This is a genomic window from Gallaecimonas zhanjiangensis, assembly GCF_057624825.1.
In genome coordinates this window covers 394,656-415,036 of record NZ_CM172603.1, presented here as the reverse complement: position 1 = coordinate 415,036, position 20,381 = coordinate 394,656, and the positions used below count along the sequence as shown (strand labels likewise).

The window sequence follows — 20,381 nt, the reverse complement described above, 5'->3', positions numbered from 1 at the left end:
CCCATAAAAAAAGCCCGCATGATGCGGGCTTTTTTGTCAGCAAGCGGTATTAACCGTTGTTGCTGTCGAGGCGCAGTTTCATCGGCCTGGAGCAGATGAACACGCGCTGGAACTGACGCTCGATGTCCTTGGGCATGCCCTTGGGCAGCATCACCACGCTGTGCTCGTCGTGAATTTTGATCTGGCCGATGAACTTGGAGCTGATCTTAGCCTCGTTGGCGATGGCGCCGACGATGTGGCGCGGGGTGGCGCCGTGGCTGCGACCTACGTCCAGACGGTAGGCTTCCATGTCGGCGTTGCTGCGCTCAGGGCGGTCGCTACGCTCGGCACGGTCACGACGCGGACGCTCATCGGCGCCACGGTCAAAGCGACGCTCGCCGCCGCGCTCAGCGCCACGGTCGTTGCTGCGGGGGCCACGGTCGTTACGGTCAAAACGGCGCTCGCCACGGTCGTTGCCACGACGGTCACGGTCGAACTCGCGGCGCGGACGGTCGTCACGGGGGCCACGGTCAGACGGCATCTTCGGATCGTTACCCACAGCCAGCGGCTGGAAGCCTTCCAGCAGCGCCAGCAGGCTGGCAGCCAGCTCGGCCGGGCTTTGCTCCAGTTCTTCACCCAGGCGGGCAACCAGCGCCAGGCGCTCGTCACGGTCAGCGGCAGCCAGGTTCTCTTTGAGCTTGCCCAGGCGGCGCTCGAAAATGGCGTCGCTGTTAGGCAGTTCCATGGCGTCCACCTTCTGGCGGGTTACCTTCTCGATACGGCCCAGCAGGAAGCGCTCACGCGGGGTGTACAGCAGCACGGCGGTACCGGTGCGGCCGGCGCGGCCAGTACGGCCGATACGGTGTACGTAGGCGTCAGGCTCGCGGGGGATGTCGTAGTTCACCACCAGGCCGATACGCTCTACGTCCAGACCACGGGCGGCAACGTCGGTTGCAACCACGATGTCCAGGCGGCCGTCTTTGAGGGCTTCAACGGCGGCTTCACGTTCTTTCTGGCCCAGGTCGCCGTTCATGGCGGTGGCTTTGAAGCCGTTCTGGTTCAGGTGCTCGGCCAGGGTAACGGTAGCGTCCTTGGTGCGGGCGAAGATGATGGCAGCGTCGAATTCTTCGGCTTCCAGTACGCGGGTCAGCACCGCCGGCTTGTGCTCTTCGAACACCATGATGCCTTTTTGGGTGATGCGGTCCACGGTCTGGGCCGGGGCAGACACCTTCACTTCCTGGTAGTCGTTCATGAACTTGGCAACCAGGTTACGTATCATCGGCGGCAAGGTGGCGGAGAACAGCGCGGTCTGGCGGTCTTCCGGGGTTTCGCCAAGGATGCGTTCTACGTCTTCGATAAAGCCCATGCGCAGCATTTCGTCGGCTTCGTCGAGCACCACGGCCTGGATGGTGTCCAGGGTCAGGGAGCCACGGTCGAGGTGGTCGATCATCCGGCCAGGGGTCGCTACCACCACCTGGGCGCCACGGCGCAGTTCGTTGCGCTGGGGACCGAAAGGAGAGCCGCCGTACAGGGTGACGACTTTCAGGCCAGTCATGTGACGGCCGAAGTCTTCCAGGGCAGCAGCTACCTGCTGGGCCAGCTCACGGGTCGGGGCCAGCACCAGCATCTGGGGTACGCCCTGGCGGGTGTCGATACCCGCCAGCAGCGGCAGACCAAAGGCAGCGGTTTTACCGGTACCAGTCTGTGCAATACCCAGGACATCGCGACCTTCCAAAAGCAGCGGGATACAACTGGCCTGAATGGGGGATGGAGTTACGAAACCCAGGTCATCCAAGGCTTGCATGATCGGCTGAGGCAAGGAAAGCTCTGTAAAGGTCGCGGTCATAGCGGCTCTCTGTAGCGTAAAAGGTCGCGCATTATACGGGTATTTTTTGCGCAATGCGCATTTTTTTTCGTGAAGTTGTCAGGCTGGCCTGGCACTCTTTAGCAAAAGGTAAAAAGGGGCCCTTTTATGCAACATGGCGATACCCATTCAAAACTCTTTGGCTACTTGCTGTGGCTGTTTGGCTTTACTGGTTCACACCGGTTTTACTACGGCAAACCCATTACCGGCACCATCTGGTTCTTTACTCTGGGGTTGTTTTTTGTGGGCTGGATCATCGACTTATTCCTTATCCCGGCCATGGACAGGGAAGCAGACCAGCGATTCACCCCCGGCCCCATCGACTACAACATCGCCTGGCTGCTGCTGACCTTCCTCGGGGTATTCGGCATTCACCGCTTCTACCAGGGCAAAATCATCACCGGCATTATTTACCTGCTGACCGGCGGCCTGTTCCTGGTGGGCTTGCTGTATGACTTTTGGACCCTGAACGAACAAATCTCGATGAAAAACGGCATCTTCGGGCGCCGCTAAGCACCGGCCCATAAAAAAAGGCCCCTTGCGGGGCCTTTTCTTATTTTACGTCCGGGATGTTGCGGCCGTAGTAGATCTCTTGCATCTCTTTCCAGAGCTTCTCGGTGATCTCTTCGACTTCGTGACCGGTGAGGTCGTTCTTGCTGACCCCGAACAGGTAATGGTCCAGATCGTACTCTTTGAGCATCATCTTGGTATGGAAGATGTTCTCCTGGTACATGTTCACATCCACCATCTGGTAATGACTCTTGGTGTCTTCAGACAGGAAGTTCTGGATGGAATTGATCTCGTGGTCGATGTAGTGCTTGGTGCCACGCACGTCGCGGGTAAAGCCGCGAACCCGGTAGTCGACGGTGACAATGTCGGACTCCAGGGCGTGGATCAGGTAGTTCAGCGCCTTGAGCGGGGAGATCACACCACAGGTAGACACTTCGATATCGGCACGGAAGGTACAGATGCCGTCATCGGGGTGCACTTCCGGGTAGGTGTGTACACAAATATGGGATTTATTCAGGTGCGCCACCACGGAAGAGTCCGACGGGATAGGGCCGGGCTTTTCGGAGGTATCAACCTGCTGGGAGTCCTTGAGAGGCTCTTCTGACACCAGGATGGTGACGGAGGCGCCTTGGGGATCGTAGTCCTGACGAGCCACATTGAGGATGTTGGCACCGATGATGTCGCAGACTTCGGTCAGGATGTCGGTCAGACGATCCGCGTTGTACTGCTCATCGATGTACTCGATGTACTCCTGACGCTGCTGTTCCGTCTTGGCATAGCAGATGTCGTAAAGACAGAAACTGAGGCTCTTGGTCAGATTATTAAAGCCGTGCAGCTTGAGCTTGGACTCTTCCACTTATCGGGTTCCTCGCCTACCTGGCCGCAAAGCGACCTTGCGTTAACACTGGTTGCATCCCCGATGGATACAACGCACACCTTGCCGACTGAGCGGCAGACAGAGCCATTGCTGGTCTGCATGTCGAGACGCTAAAGCATTGAAGCGCCTTGATATGCATTCGCTTGCGCGAGAACAACGACGCCGCGACCAGCCTTAGGGCCAGTCACGGTGTAACGCACCAAGATTGCTTGATGCCAGGTTACGGCAGGTCGACTATGCGGTAGCTGTGGCGGACATTGGCCGCCTTTTCCAGCATCTTCGACACCGAACAGTATTTTTCCATGGACAGGTTCACGGCACGCTCAACGTGCTTTTCCTGTACCCCACGGCCGGTGATAACAAACACCAGCTCGATGTCGGTAAATACCCGGGGGTGGTCGTCGGCGCGCAGGCCTTTGAGTTCCACTTCGCAGTCGGTCACGTCCTGGCGGGCCTTTTGCAAAATGGACACCACGTCCACCGAGCTGCAACCACCTATGGCCAGCAGGATCATTTCCATGGGGCTGGGGGCCGAGCCGGGGTTGTCGCCGTCCATCACCAGGTCATGGCCACTGCCACTGGTGCCGACAAAGCGCATACCTTCAAGCCAGCGGACCTTCGCTTCCATTAACTGCTTACCCGAGCACTCCCAAAGTGGGCGCAACGATACCACAACGAAATGCCATTTAAAGGATCAATTTATGCTTGATGCCCCACGTCGACCCTGCCAAAGTGTGATAACGTCCATAAATTCAATGGGTAGAAGTGAGGCAAAACCATGGCAATCCTTGGTCGCATTCCAAACGACCCCGTGCTTGAACGGTTTCTCTCCCACTGCCACGTCAAACAGTACGGTGCCAAGGCACCCATCATCCATGCCGGCGAAAAGGCCGATACCCTTTACTACGTGGTAAAGGGCTCAGTGGTAGTACTGATCAAGGATGATGAAGGCAAAGAGATGATCCTGTCCTACCTCAACCAGGGGGACTTTTTCGGGGAATTGGGGCTTTTTGAAGAAGAACCCGTGCGTACTGCCTGGGTGAGAACCAAAAGCCAATGCCAGATAGCGGAAATGAGCTATCAGAAATTTCGCCAGATCATTCAGCAGGACCCCGAGATCCTGTTAAAACTCAGCGCCCAGATGGCCAAACGCATTCGTTCCACCAGCCGTAAGGTGGGCGACCTGGCCTTTTTGGATGTGGCGGGCCGTATCGCCCAGACCCTGCTGAATCTCGCCAAGCAACCGGACGCCATGACCCACCCTGACGGCATGCAAATCAAAATTACCCGCCAGGAGATTGGTCAGATTGTTGGCTGTTCCCGCGAAACCGTGGGCCGGGTGCTGAAAATGCTTGAAGAACAGAGCCTTATTCACGCTCGTGGCAAAACTATCGTCGTTTACGGCACCCGCTGAGCCACCCAGTCTCGCACCTCTGCCAGGACCGCCTTGCGCGGTCCTAGTTTTTCAAAGGCCTCCCCGGCCAACCACCGCCGCATCAGCAGCGGGCATTCTCCTTCAGCCGCCGCTTGCCAGGCCAGTTTCCAAAGAGGCAGCTGCAAGGTATCGAGGTTGGCGCCGCCCGCCACCAGCCGGGCCAAGTCGCGTTTGTCCCAGTCACTGAGCGCCACGGCTTCAGCCCCTTGGTAAAGGCGATTGATAAGCTCGGCCGGCAAGCCCGGCTGCCAGGGCAGAATTTCGGTAAAACGGGCCCAGGATTTAGCCACCAAAGCTTGGCTTTTGTCTTCAAGGCCCTTGGCCATCATCACCGACGGCAACCCCGAGGCGGCATCGATGCTGCTGCCAAGGCGCAGCACCTGCCAGCCGGAGCGCTGCCAGAACCGGCACAGCTCTTCATCGGCGGCAAAGCTCACCAGCAGCAGCTTGGCGCGCCGTTCGAGCTCTTCCAGTAGCCAGCTGCCAAGACCCTGGCGGCGATTGAGCACGGCAATGCGCATTACCCGTTGCCCCTCAAAAGCCGGCGCTTCCTTTATACCCAGATGCGCGCTCAACGACTGCAACACCAAGTGCCCTTTAAGGCGCCTTTTGCCCAGGTACACCGCCTCGCAAAGGGCCGGGTCCAGGCCGCCCTCGGCTACCAGTGCCATCACCCCTTGCACCTGGTCCTGGCAGGTGGCCACGGCAAAGGTCACCTTGTCGTCGGTCAGCCAATGCTGGATATCCGAAGGGGCGGTCTGGTAGTGGGCGCTGACCAAAAGCCCCATCACCGCCTTTAACCAGGCCGGGCGCGCCACCAATTCGCTGCCACTGAGCCAATGCAGGGCCAGCGGGCCGGCGGCGATAGTGTCGGGCTCGGCGTCCAGCAGCAGCATTTGGTTGATGTCCCGCTCTACCGGGCAACCGGCGGCCCAGCGAACCGGCTCACTCAGGTGCACAGCTTGGGTGCCGGGGTAGAGGGCTTTGAGCCTGGGTAAAAAGCGCAGGGCAAAACCGCGCCCCGAGCCCTCGTAACCGTGCAAGGTGGTAGAGAGCACCAGCCGTTTGTAGTGGCCGGCTATCCGGTCCAGCAAGCTGGTGGGAATGGCCGCCGCTTCGTCCACCAGCAGCAGCGCCGCCTCGGGTTGCTCGGCCAGGAGCCGGTCCGGTGGATAAAAGGCGATGGTCTGCCCCTGCCAATAAAGGGCCTGGCCGCGGCGCTCGGCGCCGTCCAGTATCCGCTCGGCAAAATTAAAAAGTGGCGCCAGCGCCTCAAAGCGCGGCGCCGTCACCCATACCGGCCCGCGCCCCGCCTTGAGGGCTTCTGCGGCCAGCAGCCCCAGGGTGGCAGTTTTGCCCCGGCCCCGGTCGGCAGTCATCACCAGTGGCCGGCCGCGATGGCCGGTCAGTACCTTAAGCCCCGCCGCCAGCGCGATTTGCTGATCGTTGCTCAGCCCGTTAAGGGGCACGTGCTGGCTTGCCCCTTTTGGAGTGCGCCCGGCCAACACCGCCGCCAGCCAGGCGCCCAGCGGGCTTTGGGCCGCCAATATCTCTAGCGGCGGGCTAAGCAGTACCAGCACACCGCCGCCGCGCAAGCAGCCCGCCAGGGCGCCAAGGGCATCGAGGTGAATGCCCTGGTGCCAGTCCACCACCAGCAGCTCGCATTCCTGGCCCAGGTAATGGCGCGCATCTTTGGGGGCGATGCCGTCAGCACCAAGCCACAAGCTTGACGCGACACTCTCGGCCATGGCCCGGGCCTTGGCTTGGTTCTGCTCGGGCTCGCCGGTCAGCAACAGCAAGCGGCGCTGCCAGCTTTGGGCGGCTTCGGCCTTTAAGGTATTGAAATCATTCATGTGGGCATTTTCACCGATCGGGGCAGCGCCCGCACCCGCCTTTTCAGCTCGCGCACCAGCGCCGGCTCGGCCTGGGCGTAACGCAGCCGCTGATAAAGGCCGGTGATGTGGTTCCAGTGGGCCGCCAGTGGCGGGTAGGTTGCCGCCACCCGCCGCGCATAGGCTTCAGCCCCCTCCCCCGGTAACCTCTCAAGGCCAATGCGTTTGCAGCCCTTAAGGTACAGGCGGCTGACTTCGGCCAAGGGCTGGCGCCGTTCGCGGCGGGTCCACCAGTGCATCAGCAGCAAGGCCCCCAGCAAGAGGCCACCAAACAGCAGCGCCGCCGGTAGCCAGTCGCTGGTGCCCAGCAGCCACGACAGCAACTGCTCGCGCTGGCCGCTGCCGTAGTTAAGCACCCAGCGGTTCCAGCGGTAATCCATCAAGGCAGCCTGGTAACGCAGCCACTTCATGGCCGGCTGCTGCTTGAGTTGCCACAGCCAGCCACCGCCAGCGCTGAAGGCCGGGTTGCTAGCAAGACCGCTCAGCCCCTGGCTGAGGCGAGTGGGTGCCACCTGGGCGGTGGGGTCAAACCGGGTCCAGCCAGCCGGTGGCAGCCAGGCCTCTACCCAGGCATGGGCATCGTATTGATAAAGGGCGTAAAAACCGGCCTCCGGCACGTATTGCCCCCCTTGATACCCGGCCACCACCCGAGCCGGGACGCCGGCGGCGCGCAGCATAAACGCCAGGGCCGAGGCGTAGTGGCCGCAAAAGCCGGTTTGGGTGTCGAACAAGAATGCATCGACGGCGTTTTCCCCAAGGGGTGGCGGTGACAGGCTGTAGCGAAACGCCGGGTTGGCAAAATAGCGGTTCATGGCCTGGGCCAGGGCGCCATCACTGGGGTACTGGCGGCGAAGGGACAGCGCCAATTGGCGGGCCCTGGGATTGCCGCTTTGGGGCAGGCGCTGGTCAAAGGCCAGCACCGCGTCGCTGTCTTTGTCGCGCAAAGGCGTACCCTGGCGCAGCTTAAGCTGGGTGGTTTTGGCCAGCGGCTCTTTACTCAGCACCCGCCGGTCACTGGTGTAAACCAGCCCGGTAGAAAGGGGCTTAGTGCCGTCCAGCACCGGTAGCCAGGGTTTGCTGGATGGCGACATCATCAGGGTCCAGTCCCGGCCCTGGCCTGGGTTTGGGCTGCTGGCCCGCTCCTCTTCGGCTTTTCGAAAATCGGCCTGGCGCCAGGCCCGGCCGTCGAAAGCCTCCAACGTCAGGGCGCGCCAATAAAGGCTGCTACCGGCTGGGCGCCAGGGCAATTCGGCCCGAAAGGCCAGCTCGGTCGATTGCGCCAGGGAGGAAAAATCCCCCGGGCTCATCACATCGGAAAGCCCGGTGGTGCCGGACTGGGCGTCCGGCATTTGCCACAGCGGCGAGAGCCGGGGCAGCAGCAAAAACAGCAGCAGGGTCAGCGGCAGGCTGGCCAGGCTCATCCGGCCCAGGGCCCGCACCAACCGGGGCCAGGGCAAGGTGTTTTGCAGGCTCAGCAGCACCGACAGCTGCACCAGGGCCGCCAGCAGCAAATACAGCGCCATGGCCATGGACTGGTAGCGCACCAGGTTGGTAGCCAGCAAGAAGGTGCCGAACAGCACCAGGGCGAACAGGTCCCGTGGCGCCTTTATCTCCAGCACCTTGAGGCTGTAACCCAGCACCAGCAAAGACACCATGGCCAGGTACACCCCTTTGCCGGGCAGGCTAATGCCAAGGGCAATGGCGCCGCCCACCGCCAGCGCCACCAACAGCCAGCGCGGCGGCTGGCCAAAGCGACCCAGGCAAATGCCGCTGCACCAAGCAAGGCAAAACAGGTTTACCGCCACCAGCACCAGCCCGACCCTGTCCCAGGTGGGCAGCACCGCCATCAACTGCGAGACGATCAGCAGCACCAGGGTACGCCGGGGCAAATACCATCTCATGCCGGCTCTCCATAACAAGCCAGGGCTTCAAGGCAGCGCCGGCAGTGGCCATGGCCGCTGCCGAGGTTGATTTTCACGCCACCCAAATCCAGGCCGTACTGGGCCTGGCGCTGCTCGCTGTCCAATACCAGCCAGGCCAGCCGAGCCAGGCGCTGCTCAAGGCTGGCGCCTTTTATTTCACTCAGGCGCAGCCAGCGGCTGTCTTGCTCGGGGCGGGCAAATTCCTTGGACCACATGCCACGGCCCTGGGCCAATTGCTTCCAGGCCACCCGTTTGAGGGGGTCGCCGGGCTGATAATTTTTAAGGCCCTGCCAGTCGTCCTCGCCATGGTGCCGGCCCTGCACCGCGCCTTTATCCAGATCCAGCCCCAGACCCCGCTGCCAGGGCTCGGGCCGCGGATAGAGCAGCAGCTCCTGGTCTAAATCGGGGTAGCTCCAGGCCCGAAACAACCCGAGTGGAAAGCGGCAAGCCACGGTCAGCCGCCCCGGCCGGTGGCGGCCCCTGGCCCCAGGCGGCGCCAGGAGCACCAGCCTTTTCAGGCCATCCACATCGCTTTTACGCACCGGCCCCTGACCGTAGCAAAATTCCAGACCCCAATGGCCCTTGCCATCGGCTTGCAGGTCAAGGCGAAGATCGTCTCCCGCCACCTGGGGCTCAAGAGCCAGGCGATGCAGGGTCAAACCGGCTAGGTTGCGGTGGGTAAAGTACATGGCGGTGGTAAAGAGGCTGATCAGGAAGAAGGCCAGCAGCAACACCAGGTTGTTTTGGTAATTGGTGCCGAGCAGGAAAATGGCCATCACCAGCGCCAAAAAGGCGTAACCAAAGGCCGTGGGCAGAATATAGATGTTGGCATTACCCAAGCGGCACTGGCTGGCAGCCGGTTGCCTTTTTGCCAAAAACCGCGCCAGCAGCCATTGGCGCCAGCCGGTCATGACAGCACCGGATCCACGGCGCCCAGCACCAGGCTGGCGTAGGCCTGCTGGCCGCCCTGCACCACCGGGCTCAGCCGGTGCTCGGCCACCGCCGGGAAGATGGCTTGAATATCCTCAGGCAGCACGTAATCGCGCCCGGCCAGAAAGGCCCAGGCCTTGGCCGCCGCCAGCAGCGCCTTGCCGGCCCGGGGAGAGAGCGGCCTTGGCACATCAGGAAGCTCCCGCGAGGCCTTAAGCAGCGCCAGCAGGTAATCGAGGAGGTCGTCCGAAGCGCTGACCGCCGCCACCTTGGCCCGCAACTGGGCAAGGGTTTTGTCATCCAGCAGCGGCGCCAGGGCCTGGTGCGCCAAGGCCTCGCCTTTTAACAGCCGCTTCTCGGCATCCCTTGGCGGAAAGCCCAGGGTAATGCGCATGGTGAAGCGGTCGAGCTGCGACTCGGGCAGCGGGTAGGTGCCGGCCTGCTCCACCGGGTTTTGGGTGGCGATAACGAAAAAGGGTTTGGGCAGCTCGTAGGTGCGACCATCCACGCTCACCTGCCCTTCGGCCATGGCTTCTAAGAGCGCGCTCTGGGTCTTGGGGCTGGCCCGGTTGATTTCATCGGCCAGCAGCACCTGGCTGAACAAAGGGCCGGGCTGGAAGTCAAAATGGCCCTGCTCCTGGCGAAAAATCGACACCCCAATCAAGTCGGCCGGTAGCATGTCGGAGGTAAATTGCACCCGGTGGTAATCGAGCCCCAGGGTGGCGGCCAGGGCATGGGACAAAGTGGTTTTGCCGGTACCGGGCAAGTCTTCAATCAGCAGGTGGCCGCCGCTTAGCAAACAGCACAGCGCCAGGCGCACCGGCTCGTCTTTGCCCAGCAACACACCGTTGAGTTGGCTCAGGATTTGATTGGAAAGGGACACGCAAGCTACCTCTTTTTGTTTTCTTAAGCCTACGTCTTTAAAAGCAAAGTACCAAGCATGAGCGCTATCGCCTAAGATAAAGCTGACCAGCGGCTCTAGGAGTACACCAATGAAAAGTAAGATCTTTCCCCTGGTACTACTGATGGTGGCCGGCGTAGCCCAGGCCGCCGAATTGCGTCTGAGGGGGCCAGACGATTATCCCTTTACCGGCACGCCCGGTACTGACCATCCCGGCTTCTTCGTTGAGGCAGCCGAAGCCATTTTCGCCAGCCATGGCGAGCAAACCGATTACAAAATGGTTCCCTGGAACGCCATGATCGCCGGTGGCGAAAGCGGCCTCTATGATTGCCTGCTGGGCATTCATACCTCGGAAGCGCCGGATCTTAACTTCACCTCCGAGGCCTGGACCGTGATGTCGCCGCACCTTTTTGTGCGCACTGAAGATCCCCTCAAGTACGAAGACCTAAGCAGCTTTCAAAGCCGCCGGGTGGGGGTGATCAAGGGCTCACGGATGGAAGCGGCGCTGGAGCCATTGAAGAAATTCAAGCCCGGCCAGCTCAAGGTGATCTCCGTGAACGCCGGCATGGACGAACTGGTGCGCCAACTGCGTTTTGGCGAGATAGACGTTATCGCCTCGCCGCAGCGGGAGATGCTCAACTACATGAAAAGCCACGATCTCGGTAAGCTGTTCCGTGATGCCGGCTCATTCACCAAACCGGTGCCGCTCTACGTGGCCTGCTCCAACAAACGCAACGGCCCCGAGCTGGTCGAGTGGCTCAACCAGGGCCGCCTGGACTTGATGCGCTCCGGCAAGTGGCGGGAATTAAAAGAAAAATACGACGTGGAATAACAAAAAAGGCCGCTTAAAGCGGCCTTTTTTCTTGCCTGAGGTATCAGGCGTTGCACTGCACCTTGGCGTTAGTGCTCTCAAAAATCTTGTCGGCGCTGGCCGCCACAAAGCCGGTGTAGAGCTTGCCATCGGCCAGGGGGTAACGGCGGGCAAACTCGTAGAAGCAGCTGGGGATGGCAACCTTGCCATCGGTGAAGCTCACCTCGGCCTTGTCGGCCATGGTGGAAGACTGCTCCAGACACACCTCTGGGCTGCCTTTTATTTCGCCACCAGAGGTGTTGAGGGTGAAACCGGCATCCTTGAGGGCCTGGTTCACCGATTCGAGGGTCTCGAAGTTGCTCAGGTGGTTAACAGACACGGTGAAGTGGTTGGCGCGGTAGCCGTAGGCCGCCATCCAAGCCGCGTACTCGCTCTCAGCCAGCAGGGCTTCATAATCGCTGTGAGACACCTGCCAGTGGGTGCAGGAGTAGAGGAAATCGTCAGCGCTTACCGCGCCAGCATCCACTTGCTCGACCATCTTGTGCACCAGGGCCTGCAGCGCCGGGCTGCATTTTTCTACCAAAAGCTCGGAGATAAACACCTTGGGCTGGGTGTCGTCCGGGTGCTCGAAATGCTTGGCGTAGAGCTTCTTGGCCTCGAAGTGGTATTCACCTTTTTCTTCGTAGCCCAGGGCCAGGAAGTGGGCGGCCAGTTTGTCCAGGCCAACCTTGCCGATGTTGAAGGTACGGAAGGCAACGTGGTCGTTGATGATGTCGTCGCCCTGCTCGGAGCTGGCCAGCAGCTGATGCACCTTCTTGGCGCTGGGGGTAACCTCCAGGTAGTTATTCCAGAGGCACTCAAATAGGGTATTGATGTCCTTGTGCATACGAACCTCTTCTCGTTGTAAAAAACGGCAGCCTTAGGCTGCCGTTTATCGTCATTACAGGCTCAGGCCGGGGGCCAGAGTGGCTGGGGCGCTGACCGCCTCCGCTTCCACGCTGGCAACAGGGTAAGCACAGTAATCGGCTGCATAGTAGGCGCTGGGCCTATGGTTGCCGGAGGCGCCCACGCCACCGAAGGGCGCGGCACCGGAGGCACCGGTGGTCTGCTTGTTCCAGTTGACAATACCAGCACGAATACGACGGAAAAAGTAGTCCCAGTCGTCGCGGCTATCGGCCAACAGCCCGGCAGACAAGCCGTAGCGGGTGTTGTTGGCCTGCTCGATGGCGGCGTCGAAATCGCTGTAACGAATAAGCTGTACCAGCGGCCCGAAGTATTCTTCATCAGGCAGGTCAGCGATCGCTGTAACATCGATAAGGCCCGGGCTCACCCGGCCGGTACCGGCTTGCAGGTGTTTGAGCTCCACCAGTACCTCGCCGCCCAGGGCCTTGAGGTTGTTCTGGGCCGCCACCATGCCAAGGGCCGCTTTTTCGGAGATAAGCGGGCCCATAAAGGGCTGCTCTTGGTCAAACTGGCCGCCCACTTTGATGGCGTTAACGGCAGTAACCAGGGCGCTGACCAGCTCATCGCCCTTGGCGCCCTTGGGCACAAAGAGGCGGCGGGCACAGGTGCAGCGCTGGCCGGTAGAGATATAGCCCGATTGCAAAATCTCGTGCACCGCGCCTTTGATATCGGCCACGTCGCGCACCAGCAGCGGGTTGTTGCCACCCATTTCCAGGGCCAGAATTTTCTCCGGGCGGCCACCAAATTGCTTGTGCAGCAGTTGGCCGGTGTTGGACGAGCCGGTAAAGAACAGGCCGTCGATACCAGCGTGCCCTGCCAGGGCCTTGCCGGTTTCAAGCTCCCCTTGCACCAGGTTGATTACCCCAGCCGGCAGGCCAGCGGCTTGCCAGAGTTTCAAGGTGTGCTCGGCGGTTTTCGGGGTCAGCTCGGAAGGCTTGAACACCACCACGTTACCGGCAATGAGCGCCGGCACCATGTGGCCGTTGGGCAGGTGGCCGGGGAAGTTATAGGGGCCAAACACCGCTACCACGCCGTGGGGCTTGTGGCGAATGTAGGCGCGGCCACCGGCTACGTCGTTTTCCACCAGGCCAGTGCGCTCTTCATAAGCGCGGGTAGAGATGGCGATTTTGCCAATCATGGCCGCCACTTCGGTCTGGGTTTCCCAGAACGGCTTGCCGGTTTCTTCGGCGATGGTGCGGGCCAAGGCCTCTTTGTTGGCTTTAAGCTGCTCGCCAAAGGCGTTGATGATGGCCAGGCGCGCTTCAACCGATTGGTCGGCCCAGGCCACAAAGGCGCTGCGGGCGGCAGCCACTGCGGCGTCCACCTGCGCCGGGCTGGCCCCTTGGCCTTCCCAAATGGTTTGGCCATCGGCAGGGTTTAGGGAACGGAAGGCCTGGCCTTCGCCGGCCAGCCATTGGCCGTTAATCAATTGGCTCATGGGTTACTCCTTCTCAAAGGCAATGGCGCGCACCCAGTCACCGGCTTTGACGCCCAGGGCGTCGGCGGTGGCCTGGTCAATAACCAGGTCGCCTTTACGGTGGCAGGCCTGGGCCAGGGTGCAGCGAAATTGCTGAATATGGGTGGTGGCGATCATGGTCTGCACGCCTTCAGAGGCGTCGCCAATGGCCACTTCCAACCGCTCGCTTTCGCGAATGGCCTTGATATGGTCGATGTCGCACTCGACAGTGGGGCCGGCGTCAAAGACATCCACATAACCGCGCCAGCGAAAGCCTTCGGCTTTCAAAAGCTTAAGGGCTGGCCGGGTTTTGTCGTGCACCTGGCCAATCACGCCTTGGGCGGCCTGGGGCAGCATGTCCACATAAATGGGGTGGCGTGGCATCAGCTCGGCGATAAAGGTCTTCTTACCAAGGCCGGAGAGATAGTCGGCCTGGGGGAATTCCATGTCGAAAAAGTGCTCTTGCAGCCAGCTCCAGAACGGCGATTTGCCTTCGCTGTCGGAGACGCCGCGCATCTCGGCGATCACCACGTCGGAGAAGCGGTCGCGAAACTCGGCCAGGAACATAAAGCGGCACTTGGATAGCAGCTTGCCGTTATAGCCCTGGCGGTGGCTCTCGCTCAAAAACAAGGTGCACAGCTCTGAAACCCCGGAATAGTCGTTACACAAACTCAGGGTTTTCAGCTCTTTATGTACGCCAAGAGAGGGCGACGAATGCACTGCGCTGCCCAGGTGGTAGTGCCAGAAAGCGTCGGTCTGGCCGACTCTCGCTTCCAGGGCGGTGGTACCCACCACTTCGCCTGTGTCGGTGTCTTCCAGCACCAGCAGATAGCCTTGCTCGCCAGACTGACACTGGCTGTCACTCAGGGCAAAGGAGGCTTCCGAATGGGCGATTTTCGCCGCCAGCCGTTCTTCGTTGACCGGCAGTGAGGTAAAGCCAACGCCGGATTCTTCGGCGATGCGCAGCAGGGCAACCAGATCTCGGCTGGTAATAGGACGGATAACCAGCATAGATGGCTCCTATGATTGGTGTGAGTCACAAGGGCGGCGCCAAGCGCCGCCCAAGTCGGCTCAGGCGCCGACCACCTTGGCCACGGCGCGCTCGAAGCGGGCCATACCTTCCTTGATGTCTTCTTCGCTAATAACCAGCGACGGGGCAAAACGCACCACGTCCATGCCGGCTACCAGCACCATCAGCTGCTGGTCAACGGCAGCGGTCAAAAAGTCGCGGGCACGGCCTTGGTATTGGTCATTGAGCACGGCGCCCAGCAACATGCCCATGCCGCGCACTTCTTTGAAGACGTTGTACTTGGCGTTGATGGCTTCGAGGTGCTCGCGGAACCAGGCTTCGCGCTGCTTCACGCCGTTCAGCACTTGCGGGGTGTTCACCACGTCCAGTACCGCTTCGGCAACGGCGCAGGCCAACGGGTTACCACCGTAGGTAGAACCGTGGGTGCCCACTTTCAGGCTGGCCGCAACTTTGGCGGTGGTCAGCATGGCGCCGATGGGGAAGCCGCCGCCCAGAGATTTGGCGGAGGTGAGGATGTCCGGGGTAACGCCGTATTTTTGGTAGGCGTACAGGTGGCCGGAGCGGCCCATGCCGGTTTGCACTTCATCGAACACCAGCAGGGCGTTGTGTTTGTCACACAAGGCGCGCACGCCTTCGATAAAGGCTTGCTCGGCGGGGATGATGCCGCCCTCGCCTTGCATCGGCTCCATGATAACAGCGCAGGTTTTGTCGCTGATAAGCGCCTCAAGACCGGCCAGATCGTTGAAATCCAGGTGGTCGATGGCGCCAGGCTTGGGCCCGAAACCGTCGGAGTAAGCCGCTTGGCCACCCACGGTCACGGTGAAGAAGGTGCGGCCGTGGAAGGACTTGTTGAAGGAGATGATTTGGTCTTTGCCTTCACCGAAGTGGTCCAGGGCATAACGGCGCGCCAGCTTAAAGGCCGCTTCGTTGGCCTCGGCGCCGGAGTTGGCAAAATAGATGCGCTCGGCAAAGGTGGCGTCGGTCAATTTCTTGGCCAGGCGCAGGGCCGGCTCGTTGGTCATGACGTTGGACAGGTGCCAGAGCTTCTCGCCCTGCTCCTTCAGCGCGCCTACCAGCGCCGGGTGGCAATGGCCCAGCACGTTAACGGCGATGCCGCCGGCGAAATCCACAAACTCTTTGCCTTCCTGGTCCCATACCCGGGCACCTTTACCACGTACCGGAATGATGGCCGCCGGGTTGTAGTTGGGGACCATCACTTCATCGAACGTGGCACGACTGACTGACATTTGCTCGGACATATTGATTCTCCAATGGGTTGCGCCAGCGAGGGGAGAGAGAGTGTAAAAGGCTTGCCCCCGCGGGCCGGGCAGGACGGTGGCCTGATTATTTCAAAGGACTCAGGCACTGTCTTTGGCGTCTTACCCTTAGATAACTGGCCTGCTCGATTGTCGCAAAAAATTTTGCTTATCCAAGATAATGAAACATTAGCCAGGCTAATTTGCTAACAAGTCGGCAAAAATGCCCTTAAAGGGCCAGAAAGTTGGCCAGCAGCGCGTGGCCGGCTTCGGTGAGGATGGCTTCGGGGTGAAATTGCACGCCGTGCAGCGGCAATTGACGGTGGGCAAAGCCCATGATCAGGCCCTCTTCGGTCCAGGCATTGGCCCGTAGCGACGCCGGCAGGCTTTGCGCCTCAACCAGCAAGGAATGGTAACGGGTCACGGTAAGGGGGTTGGGCAGGCCGGCAAAAAGGCCGCTGTTGTCATGATCGATTCGCGAAGTTTTGCCGTGCATCACCTTGGGCGCCCGTACCACCTGCCCGCCCAGAGCCTGAGCTATGGCCTGGTGGCCAAGGCAAACCCCCAGCACCGGCAGCCGGGTCATAAAATGCTCGATAGCCGCCAGGGAAATACCCGCCTCACGGGGCGAGCAAGGGCCGGGGGAGATCACCAACCGCTCGGGGCCCATGGCCTCCAGCTCGCGCAAGGTCGCCGCATCGTTACGCACCACCCGCACCTGCTGCCCCAGCTCCTGGAAATACTGCACCAGGTTGTAGGTAAAGGAGTCGTAGTTGTCGATAACCAGTAGCATGCCAGACCTAAGGAATTGATTTAATTAAACTAAAACATCAAAATCAGAAAACGATACCCGCAATTTTTCTCGCTGCATCGGCCAGTAACACCCCGTACCCGAGCAAGGGGCGCTATTGTCACCGAAGCCCACCGCTAATGAAATAGTCCAAGCAGTCCCGTCTTCTCACCGCCACTAAGCGTGATTGAAGGTCATCAGTCCGGTATTGGGCCGCGCTCGAGAAAGGTAGAAAGCGCGATATAGCTTCGTACCGACCGCACCCCTTCCAAGCGCTGTACCTCCATCAGAAAGGCTTCCAATGATTCTGTGTCGTTGGCACGCACCTTTATCATCACACTCGAGTCGCCGGCGACGCTGTGGATCTCCTCCACATCAGGCCTGACGTTGAATGCCAGAAGTTCACGGGTTGCCGCATAGCTACTGGTATCAACCAGAACAAAGGTCAACAAGGTACGGCCTAGCTTGCATCCATCGAGGCGAGCAACGGTGCCGGTGATCACTTCATCTCGTTTGAGTCTTTTCACCCGGTCATGAACGGCAGCGGTAGACAAATGCACTGACTGGCTCAGTTCGGCATAACTCTGGGATGCATCCCTTGCCAGCTCCCTTAATATTTTTCGGTCAATGTCATCCAGTTCCACCGGTTTATGGCGTCTTTGCCGAACCTCATCTCTTTCTTTATCTGACATCAAAACACCTCCTTCACAGCAGAATATTATTCTGGATAATTCGAAAAATACAGAATCTGGTTAGATTAAATAAAGTTTCTATTGGAGGTTATTCATGCCCATTGCTCTATTGGCTTTAGCGGTAGGCGCTTTCGGTATCGGCATGACGGAGTTCGTCATCGCCGGCATCCTACCCCAGGTAGCATCGGGATTCGGCATCGACATTCCTCAGGCTGGAATGATGGCTACCGTCTATGCCTTGGGTGTATTTGTGGGAGCCCCCTTGTTAACGGTGCTCGGTTCCAGGGTGCCACGTAAGAAGATGCTCATTGGTCTGGCAACCCTTTTCACCCTTGGCAACATCATCACCGCGATAGCCCCGACCTTGACTATCGCATTAGCCGGGCGGCTATTGACATCCTTCAACCATGGCGCCTTTTTTGGTATCGGCTCTATCATTGCCGCATCTTTGGTGGCCCCCAACCGCCAGGCCAGTGCCATTGCCTTGATGTTTTCAGGGCTGACGCTGGCAAATCTGGTGGGTGTGCCGGTGGGTACCTGGTTGGCTCAGGTAGCAGGCTGGCGGTTGGTTTTTTGGATCATTGCCGGTATCGGCCTACTGACCATACTGGGTGTGCTACTGCTGGTTCCGAATATCAAAAATGGCGAACGATTCTCGGTAAAAACAGAGTTGAGTGCCTTCACCGATCCGCAGGTGCTACTGACCATGGGCATTACGGTGCTTGGCCCTGCAGCCTTCTTCACCTCTATTACATACATTGCTCCCATGATGATGGAGCAGGCTGGCTTTAGTGAAAGTGGCGTCGCCAAACTAATGATCTTGTTCGGTTTGGGCCTGGTGGTGGGTAACAGCATTGGTGGTCGCTTTGCTGACCGGGCGCTGTTTAAAACACTATACATTTCGCTGGCCGCACAGGCTGCGGTACTGTTCGCGTTTTGGCTTTGGGCCGACAACCCAGTTGTGGCCTCCTTGTCTATCTTCCTGATGGCCGCCTTTGGCTTTTCTACGGTTTCCCCAATTCAGAAATTGGTCATGGACAGGGCCAACAAGGCAGGCGCTCCGACCATGGCGGCCTCAGTCAATATCGGCATGTTCAACCTTGGTAATGCCCTTGGCGCCTGGGCTGGCGGCGCCACCATCGCGGCCGGCTTTGGCCTGGCTTCCCCCAACTGGGCCGGTGCCCTACTGTCCCTCGGCGCTTTGCTGCTGGCCCTGCTCGCCGGTTGGATAACGAAGCGTGAGCGAACGGCCTGCCTGGCATAATCGAGCAATAGGCACGGCACCGTTAGATAGGCCAGGCTCAGCAGATGAAAAAGGCGCCCTTAGGCGCCTTTTTTCTCGGCCTTATTGCAAACCCACTTCGAAGGTCAGGGTCAGGTTGTCACGGCGTTGGTCGGCCTTGACGCCGTCGGCTTGGCTTGCCAGGCCGGTTTCCACCAGATAGCGGCCGGCAACAGCCGGAGTCAGGGTCAGCTGGCCCTGATCATTGGTAGTGAGGTGCTGGCGGCCCGGCTGGTTGCGGTACAGCTCGCCGCCTCGGGACACAGTCACTTCCAGGCCCTTGGCCGGTTTGCCGTCCAGAGTGAAAGTGAAGGTCACAGGCTCCTTTTCCACCAGGTCGGCCGGATGGGTGCCCAGAGTCACTTCCAGGCCATGACCGGTGGTGGCCAGGGCTGCGTCGCTTGGACCATTGACGGTCACAAAGGCCAGGGACTTACCGTTGACCATTAACGACCGAACCTCAGTGGCGTCTTTGGGCAGCTGGCCTTTGGCGGCTACCTTGTCCGCGAACAGCCGTTTCTGCTCGCCCTTTTCCTTGTAGAAGGTCATATAACGGGGAGCGCCCGAAAGCTCCAGACGGTAGGTACCGTCTTCCTTGAGCAGAAAAGAATAAAGGACACCCATCCAATCATGGTGAAATTGCCCATCGAAAACTAGCCTTGAAAGACCCCTCTCTTGATAAAGGTTCCGGCCATGACCCGTCCTCGTGCTGAACTGGTGTCGGTGAACGACACGCCCTATTACCACTGCATTGGTCGTTGTGTTCGCCGTGCCTTTCTCTGTGGCAAAGACACACTCACCGGCCAGGATTTTAGTCACCGCAAGACCTGGGTGATGGAACGGCTAAAGGTGTTGCAGTCTGTCTTTACCATCGAGCTTTGCGCCTATGCGGTGATGTCCAACCATTACCACTTGGTGGTGCATGTGGACGCCAAAGCCGCAGCGGCGTTAGACGATGACGCGGTAATGGCCCGTTGGGAGGTGCTGTTTGCTTTGCCGCTGCTCATCAGCCGCTACCGGGCCGGTAAGTTGACCTGTGAGGCTGAGCGGATTGTGGCGCGGTCACATATCGAGAAGTTGCGGCAGCGCTTGTGTGACCTGTCCTGGTTTATGCGTTGCTTGAACGAGCATATTGCCCGTCGGGCTAATGAAGAAGACAAGTGTAAGGGGCGATTTTGGGAGGCCCGGTTTAAGTCGCAAGCCATTTTAGATGAAGCAGGGTTATTGGCCTGTATGGCGTATGTGGACCTCAACCCGCTTCGCGCCAAGATAGTGGATACCCCGGAAGCCTCAGCCGATGTGTCACTCTCAGCACGGCTTAATACTGACGACAGCAAGCCAGCGTTATTGCCCTTTGTTACCCAGTTTAAAGACAGCCCCAAAGGCATTCCCTTTGCGCTGGCTGATTACTTGGCGCTGGTGGATTGGACTGGCCGGGCGCAACGAGAAGACAAGCGCGGCTTTATCACCCCAGAAACCCCTGCCATTTTGGAACGCTTAGGCCTCGATGCCGACAGCTTCCTTATTGCCCTTGGCCAACATCAACTTTCCCGAGGCTCTGTGATTGGCCACAAGCAAGCCCAAAGTGCCTACGCCAAAGCCCATCATCGACGACACGTGGTCGGCCCACCGATAAAAGCCGCTTAATCTCCTCACAGCACCACGCTCACAGACCATCGGCACCCGCTGACAATCTCGCTCCTCTTGGATTTGCGTTTTTAACAACAAAACGCGGTATCAGAACAAAGCAAACACCCTCAAGACTGATTAGTAGAGCACTGTCGATGTATT

Annotated in this window: 19 protein-coding genes; 5 read left to right on the top strand and 14 right to left on the bottom strand. The window is 59.7% G+C overall.

Annotated features, from left to right (window positions below):
* Nucleotides 1-49: 49 nt before the first annotated feature.
* Nucleotides 50-1,825, bottom strand: coding sequence for a DEAD/DEAH box helicase (locus tag AC22G1_RS01970; RefSeq protein ID WP_487315280.1), 1,776 nt, complete (start codon nucleotides 1,823-1,825; stop codon nucleotides 50-52).
* Nucleotides 1,826-1,951: 126 nt separating this feature from the next.
* Between AC22G1_RS01970 and AC22G1_RS01965 the strand changes: the two genes are divergently transcribed.
* Nucleotides 1,952-2,356, top strand: a complete 405-nt coding sequence (locus AC22G1_RS01965; RefSeq protein ID WP_487315279.1) for an NINE protein — start codon at nucleotides 1,952-1,954, stop codon at nucleotides 2,354-2,356.
* A gap of 40 nt (nucleotides 2,357-2,396) precedes the next feature.
* On the opposite strand, the gene speD is transcribed toward AC22G1_RS01965, so the two are convergent.
* Nucleotides 2,397-3,209 carry an adenosylmethionine decarboxylase gene (gene speD, locus AC22G1_RS01960; protein WP_050659243.1) on the bottom strand — a complete coding sequence of 271 codons (813 nt, stop codon included), beginning with the start codon at nucleotides 3,207-3,209 and terminating at the stop codon, nucleotides 2,397-2,399.
* A 241-nt stretch (nucleotides 3,210-3,450) separates the two neighbouring features.
* A complete protein-coding gene (locus tag AC22G1_RS01955) occupies nucleotides 3,451-3,858 on the bottom strand; it encodes an OsmC family protein (RefSeq protein ID WP_487315278.1) in 408 nt (135 codons plus the stop codon).
* Nucleotides 3,859-4,008: 150 nt separating this feature from the next.
* On the opposite strand from AC22G1_RS01955, the gene crp reads away from it, so the two are divergent.
* On the top strand, nucleotides 4,009-4,644 hold the full coding sequence (gene crp, locus AC22G1_RS01950) for a cAMP-activated global transcriptional regulator CRP (RefSeq protein ID WP_050659241.1): 636 nt from the start codon (nucleotides 4,009-4,011) through the stop codon (nucleotides 4,642-4,644).
* On the opposite strand, the gene AC22G1_RS01945 is transcribed toward crp, so the two are convergent.
* The 4 genes from AC22G1_RS01945 to AC22G1_RS01930 are packed head-to-tail and all read right to left on the bottom strand — an operon-like array spanning nucleotide 4,629 to nucleotide 10,292.
* Entirely contained in the window at nucleotides 4,629-6,518 is a 1,890-nt protein-coding gene (locus tag AC22G1_RS01945) for a tRNA(Met) cytidine acetyltransferase TmcA domain-containing protein (RefSeq protein WP_487315277.1), read from the bottom strand. The genes crp and AC22G1_RS01945 overlap by 16 nt on opposite strands.
* Complete coding sequence (locus tag AC22G1_RS01940) at nucleotides 6,515-8,458, bottom strand: transglutaminase TgpA family protein (RefSeq protein ID WP_487315276.1); 1,944 nt, start codon at nucleotides 8,456-8,458, stop codon at nucleotides 6,515-6,517. Before AC22G1_RS01940 ends, AC22G1_RS01945 begins: the two co-directional genes overlap by 4 nt.
* Nucleotides 8,455-9,390, bottom strand: a complete 936-nt coding sequence (locus tag AC22G1_RS01935) for a DUF58 domain-containing protein (protein ID WP_487315275.1) — start codon at nucleotides 9,388-9,390, stop codon at nucleotides 8,455-8,457. The genes AC22G1_RS01940 and AC22G1_RS01935 overlap by 4 nt, the downstream gene beginning before the upstream one ends.
* Nucleotides 9,387-10,292, bottom strand: a complete 906-nt coding sequence (locus AC22G1_RS01930; RefSeq protein ID WP_487315274.1) for an AAA family ATPase — start codon at nucleotides 10,290-10,292, stop codon at nucleotides 9,387-9,389. The genes AC22G1_RS01935 and AC22G1_RS01930 overlap by 4 nt, the downstream gene beginning before the upstream one ends.
* A 109-nt stretch (nucleotides 10,293-10,401) precedes the next feature.
* On the opposite strand from AC22G1_RS01930, the gene AC22G1_RS01925 reads away from it, so the two are divergent.
* Nucleotides 10,402-11,142: a substrate-binding periplasmic protein gene (locus tag AC22G1_RS01925; RefSeq protein ID WP_487315273.1), complete on the top strand. Its 741-nt coding sequence runs from the start codon at nucleotides 10,402-10,404 to the stop codon at nucleotides 11,140-11,142.
* 43 nt (nucleotides 11,143-11,185) lie between these two features.
* Here the strand turns inward: AC22G1_RS01925 and AC22G1_RS01920 are convergent, their stop codons facing one another.
* The 6 genes from AC22G1_RS01920 to AC22G1_RS01895 all read right to left on the bottom strand — a co-directional run bounded on the left by AC22G1_RS01920 (nucleotide 11,186) and on the right by AC22G1_RS01895 (nucleotide 17,308).
* Nucleotides 11,186-12,007, bottom strand: coding sequence for a DUF1338 domain-containing protein (locus tag AC22G1_RS01920; RefSeq protein ID WP_487315272.1), 822 nt, complete (start codon nucleotides 12,005-12,007; stop codon nucleotides 11,186-11,188).
* A 54-nt stretch (nucleotides 12,008-12,061) separates the two neighbouring features.
* A complete protein-coding gene (astD, locus tag AC22G1_RS01915) occupies nucleotides 12,062-13,522 on the bottom strand; it encodes a succinylglutamate-semialdehyde dehydrogenase (protein WP_487315271.1) in 1,461 nt (486 codons plus the stop codon).
* Nucleotides 13,523-13,525: 3 nt separating this feature from the next.
* Nucleotides 13,526-14,551 carry an arginine N-succinyltransferase gene (astA, locus tag AC22G1_RS01910; protein WP_487315270.1) on the bottom strand — a complete coding sequence of 342 codons (1,026 nt, stop codon included), beginning with the start codon at nucleotides 14,549-14,551 and terminating at the stop codon, nucleotides 13,526-13,528.
* A 60-nt stretch (nucleotides 14,552-14,611) separates the two neighbouring features.
* Nucleotides 14,612-15,829, bottom strand: coding sequence for an aspartate aminotransferase family protein (locus AC22G1_RS01905; protein WP_487315269.1), 1,218 nt, complete (start codon nucleotides 15,827-15,829; stop codon nucleotides 14,612-14,614).
* A 226-nt stretch (nucleotides 15,830-16,055) separates the two neighbouring features.
* Nucleotides 16,056-16,619 carry an anthranilate synthase component II gene (locus AC22G1_RS01900; protein WP_487315268.1) on the bottom strand — a complete coding sequence of 188 codons (564 nt, stop codon included), beginning with the start codon at nucleotides 16,617-16,619 and terminating at the stop codon, nucleotides 16,056-16,058.
* Nucleotides 16,620-16,813: 194 nt separating this feature from the next.
* Nucleotides 16,814-17,308, bottom strand: a complete 495-nt coding sequence (locus AC22G1_RS01895; RefSeq protein ID WP_487315267.1) for an Lrp/AsnC family transcriptional regulator — start codon at nucleotides 17,306-17,308, stop codon at nucleotides 16,814-16,816.
* A gap of 94 nt (nucleotides 17,309-17,402) precedes the next feature.
* Between AC22G1_RS01895 and AC22G1_RS01890 the strand changes: the two genes are divergently transcribed.
* Complete coding sequence (locus AC22G1_RS01890; RefSeq protein ID WP_487315266.1) at nucleotides 17,403-18,572, top strand: MFS transporter; 1,170 nt, start codon at nucleotides 17,403-17,405, stop codon at nucleotides 18,570-18,572.
* 81 nt (nucleotides 18,573-18,653) lie between these two features.
* Here the strand turns inward: AC22G1_RS01890 and AC22G1_RS01885 are convergent, their stop codons facing one another.
* The gene (locus AC22G1_RS01885; RefSeq protein WP_487315265.1) at nucleotides 18,654-19,214 is read right to left on the bottom strand and encodes a DUF4198 domain-containing protein; all 561 of its coding nucleotides are present in this window, start codon (nucleotides 19,212-19,214) and stop codon (nucleotides 18,654-18,656) included.
* Between the two features lie 69 nt (nucleotides 19,215-19,283).
* On the opposite strand from AC22G1_RS01885, the gene AC22G1_RS01880 reads away from it, so the two are divergent.
* Nucleotides 19,284-20,237, top strand: coding sequence for a transposase (locus AC22G1_RS01880; protein ID WP_487315264.1), 954 nt, complete (start codon nucleotides 19,284-19,286; stop codon nucleotides 20,235-20,237).
* Nucleotides 20,238-20,381: the final 144 nt, after the last annotated feature.